The 3,514-nt window shown below is 69.9% G+C and carries 4 protein-coding genes; 1 reads left to right on the top strand and 3 read right to left on the bottom strand.

What is annotated here, in order from left to right; translation table 11 throughout:
* The coding region (locus FV229_RS25990; RefSeq protein WP_147754688.1) for a DUF6456 domain-containing protein at positions 1-623 on the top strand (623 nt) is incomplete at its 5' end.
* Positions 624-636: 13 nt separating this feature from the next.
* Here FV229_RS25990 and FV229_RS25985 read toward each other — a convergent pair.
* From FV229_RS25985 to FV229_RS25975, 3 genes are all read right to left on the bottom strand, one after another.
* Entirely contained in the window at positions 637-1,059 is a 423-nt protein-coding gene (locus FV229_RS25985; RefSeq protein ID WP_147754687.1) for a SufE family protein, read from the bottom strand.
* A gap of 84 nt (positions 1,060-1,143) precedes the next feature.
* Positions 1,144-2,202, bottom strand: coding sequence for a PAS domain S-box protein (locus FV229_RS25980; RefSeq protein ID WP_147754686.1), 1,059 nt, complete (start codon positions 2,200-2,202; stop codon positions 1,144-1,146).
* Between the two features lie 158 nt (positions 2,203-2,360).
* Positions 2,361-3,413 (bottom strand): aliphatic amidase, encoded by a 1,053-nt coding sequence (locus FV229_RS25975; RefSeq protein ID WP_147754685.1) that lies wholly within the window; start codon positions 3,411-3,413, stop codon positions 2,361-2,363.
* Between the last annotated feature and the right edge of the window lie 101 nt (positions 3,414-3,514).

The raw sequence follows: 3,514 nt of genomic DNA, 5'->3' as shown, positions 1-3,514 counted from the left end.
CCGCCGACCTCGCCCTGCGCGAACCCGGCCCGCGCGGGCGGATCGTGCTGTCGATCGCCGGCCGGGCGCGCCTCCGGCGTGGCGACGCGCCGGCCGGCGAAGCCTTCCGCGGGCAGAATCTCGACCTCGTAGTCGAGGGCGAGGGAACGGAGAGGCGCCTGCGCGACGCGGCGGAGAGCCCGATCGCCTGGATGGTGCGGCGGCGCGGCCGCGACGGGGCGCCGCTTCTCGACCGGGCGTCGTTCGAGGCCGGCGAGCGCCTGCGCCGCGACATCACCACGGGCATGCTGATGCCGCGGATGGGCATCGACTGGACGGCGATCCGCGTCGACGGCTCGGGGCCGCGCGACGCCGCCGGCGCCTCCGACACGATGATGGCGGCGCGCGCCCGGGTGGACCGCGCGATGGATGCGGTCGGCCACGATCTGTCGGGCCTGTTGATCGACCTGTGCGGCCACGTGAAGGGGCTGGAGCGGATCGAGGAGGAACGCCGCTGGCCGGCCCGCTCCGCCAAGGTGGTCGCCAAGATCGCCCTCGGGCGGCTGGCCGAGCATTACGGCCTGCAGCGCGAGGCCATAGGCCCGGACCATGCCCGCATGCGGCTGTGGCGCGACCGGGCGTGAGGCGGTCGCCCGCTCAGGCGGCGAGGCGGACCGCGTCGCGGTGAATGCGGTCGGCCATGGCGCGGACGCCGTTGGAGCGCTGCGGGGTGAGGTGCTCGCCGAGGCCCAACTTGGTGTAGAGCGCGAAGGCGTCGGTGTCTGCCGCCTCGCGCGGGGTCTTGCCGTCGAACAGCGCGACCATCAGCGCGACGAGGCCGCGCACGATGTGGGCGTCGCTGTCGCCCCGCAGGTGAAGGCGCGGCACGTCGGCGGACGCATCGACGTTCAGGTCGATCCACACTTGGCTGGCGCAGCCCAGCACCTTGTTCGACTCCGCATGCAGGGCGGAGTCGGCCGGCGGCAAGGTGCGCCCGAGCTCGATCAGGTAGCGGTAGCGCTCTTCCCAGTCGTCGATGAATTCGAAGTTCTCGACGATGGTCTCGATCGGAGGCAGCATGCTCGGCCGGTGTTCTGTCGGGGGCGCGGGGGTCGTCCAAGATATAGGTCGCCACCCCGGCCGAAGCGAATCCCGCGGCGCCCTTCAGGCCGGGCCGTCGACCCGCGCCTCCGGCAGCTGCAGCCGCAGCGGGTCCTCGGCCGTCGCCACCCCGGTGACGGCGATCTCGGCCTGAGCCGCATAGGCCGCGATCAACCGTGGCCCGAGCTTCGGAATGTTGGGCCGGCCGGATTCAGCCTGGTCGCCGGCGCCGGAGGTGATCGAGAGGCGCACCGGCGCGCCGGGGGCGGCGTCGATGTCGATGGCGATGGCGCAGGCGACGCTCTCGGCGGTGGCGTCGAGGCACTCGGCCACGATCTCGGCGACGATCATCCCGAGCGCGTTGGCGGTGCGCGGCTCGACGAGGCTGGTGCCGGCGCCGCCGAGGTGGACGCCGATGCGCCCGGCGCGGCGGAGCTGGCCGAGGCCGGAGGCGAGCCGATGCAGGTAGTCGCGCAGGTCGATCGAGGCGATGTGGGGCGCCTCGTGCAGGTGCTGCTGCACCAGCGCGATCGCCCGCACCCGCTGGCCCAGCGCCTCGAAGCTGCCGCGACAGGGCTCCGGCGCCGCGCGGCCGTAGAGGCCGATCAGGCTAACCATGACCTGCAGGTTGTTGCGGACGCGGTGGTAGACCTCGGCGAGCAGGGTCTCCTTCTCCTGCAGCGCCTCCTCGATATGTACCTCGGCATGCTTGCGGTCGGTGATGTCGAAGCAGGAGCCGAGATAGCCGCGGAACTCGCCGTCCTCGGTCAGCGGCCGGGCGGTGTCGAGCAGCCAGCGATAGGCCCCATCGTGACGACGCAGGCGGAACTCGACGGTGAAGGGCTCGCGCGCGGTGAACGCCTCGGAGACGATGCGCGCGTGCCGCTCGAAGTCGTCCGGATGCAGGCCCGTGCGCCAGCCGACGCCGAGTTCTTCCTCCAGCGGCCGGCCGGTGAACTGGAGCCAGCACTCGTTGTGATGGATCGCGTGGCCGCGATGGTCCGAGCGCCACATCATCAGCGGGACGTCGTCGGCGAAGCGCCGGAACTCCGCACTGACACCGTGCGCGCCCGGCCTGCTGTCCTGACCGCCCGCACCGGCCGGCTTCGACTCACCGTTCATGATCTACCCGATCCGCCCCTGGTTCGACCTGATGTGCGCAAGACAAGCGCCGGTCAACGTGTCGGGCCTTGGGCCGTTCCGATCAGACGTCGTCGTGTCATGGAAGTGGCCGCGCAGACCCGATCCGGGGCCGGCGCGGCGTTGCGTCGGAGCCGATTTCAGCGCGGGTCCGGCGGCCCTTCGCCCTTGCCGACGAAGGGGATGCCGTCGATCGGGCATTCCTCGGTGCCGACGCCCTGGCGGGTGATGGCGCGCACCGCGTCGCGGGTGGCGTCGGGGTCCTCGATCCAGCGGCGGTAGAAGTCGTAGGGGCATTCCGACAGCCCGTGCCGATTCTCCTTGGAGTTGATCATCCCGGTGTAGCCGCGGTGGAGCAGCTTGAAGAGGTGGTTTTCCGACTGCCCGTGGGCGCGGAAATCGCGAATCAGGAATTTCGAAAGCGCCGCGTACTGGATGCCCATCTCCTCCTCGCCGCACTCGCCGAGCGTGCGCCCGTCGAAGCCGACGATCGCCGAGTGGCCGAAGTAGCTGTAGACTCCGTCGAAGCCGGCGGCGTTGGCCACCGCGACGTAGGTGTTGTTGGCGAAGGCCATCGCCTTCGACATCAGGATCTGCTGCTCTTTCGCCGGGTACATGTATCCCTGGCAGCGGATGATGAGTTCCGCCCCGCGCATGGCGCAATCGCGCCAGATCTCGGGGTAGTTGCCGTCGTCGCAGATGATCAGGCTGATCATCAGGCCCTTCGGCCCCTCCGAGACGTAGGTGCGGTCGCCCGGATACCAGCCCTCGATCGGCGTCCAGGGCATGATCTTGCGGTACTTCTGCACGATCTCGCCCTGGTCGTTCATCAGGATCAGGGTGTTGTAGGGCGCCTTGTTCGGATGCTCCTCGTGGCGCTCGCCGGTGAGCGAGAACACGCCCCAGACCTTGGCCCTGCGGCAGGCGTCGGCGAAGATCTCGGTCTCGGCGCCGGGCACGGTCGAGGCGGTCTCGTACATCTCCCCCGCGTCGTACATGATCCCGTGGGTCGAGTATTCGGGGAAGATCACCAGGTCGAGACCCGGCAGGCCGGCCTTCATGCCGACGATCATGTCGCCGATCTTCTTGGCGTTCTCCAGCACCTCCGCCTTCGTGTGGAGGCGCGGCATCTTGTAGTTCACCACCGCGACGCCGACGCTGTCGGCGCTGGACGAGATGTCTCCGTGCATCATGGCGTGGGTTCCTCCTGGCTCGGGTTTCTTCGCTCCCCCCTAAGGATCTCGGGCTTGCCCGAGATCCGCACCTTGTGTGCCCAAGTCGGGCAAGCCCGACT

The sequence above is a fragment of the Methylobacterium sp. WL120 genome, assembly GCF_008039465.1.
GTDB lineage: Bacteria > Pseudomonadota > Alphaproteobacteria > Rhizobiales > Beijerinckiaceae > Methylobacterium > Methylobacterium cerastii.
This window is presented reverse-complemented; position numbering and strand designations above follow the sequence as displayed.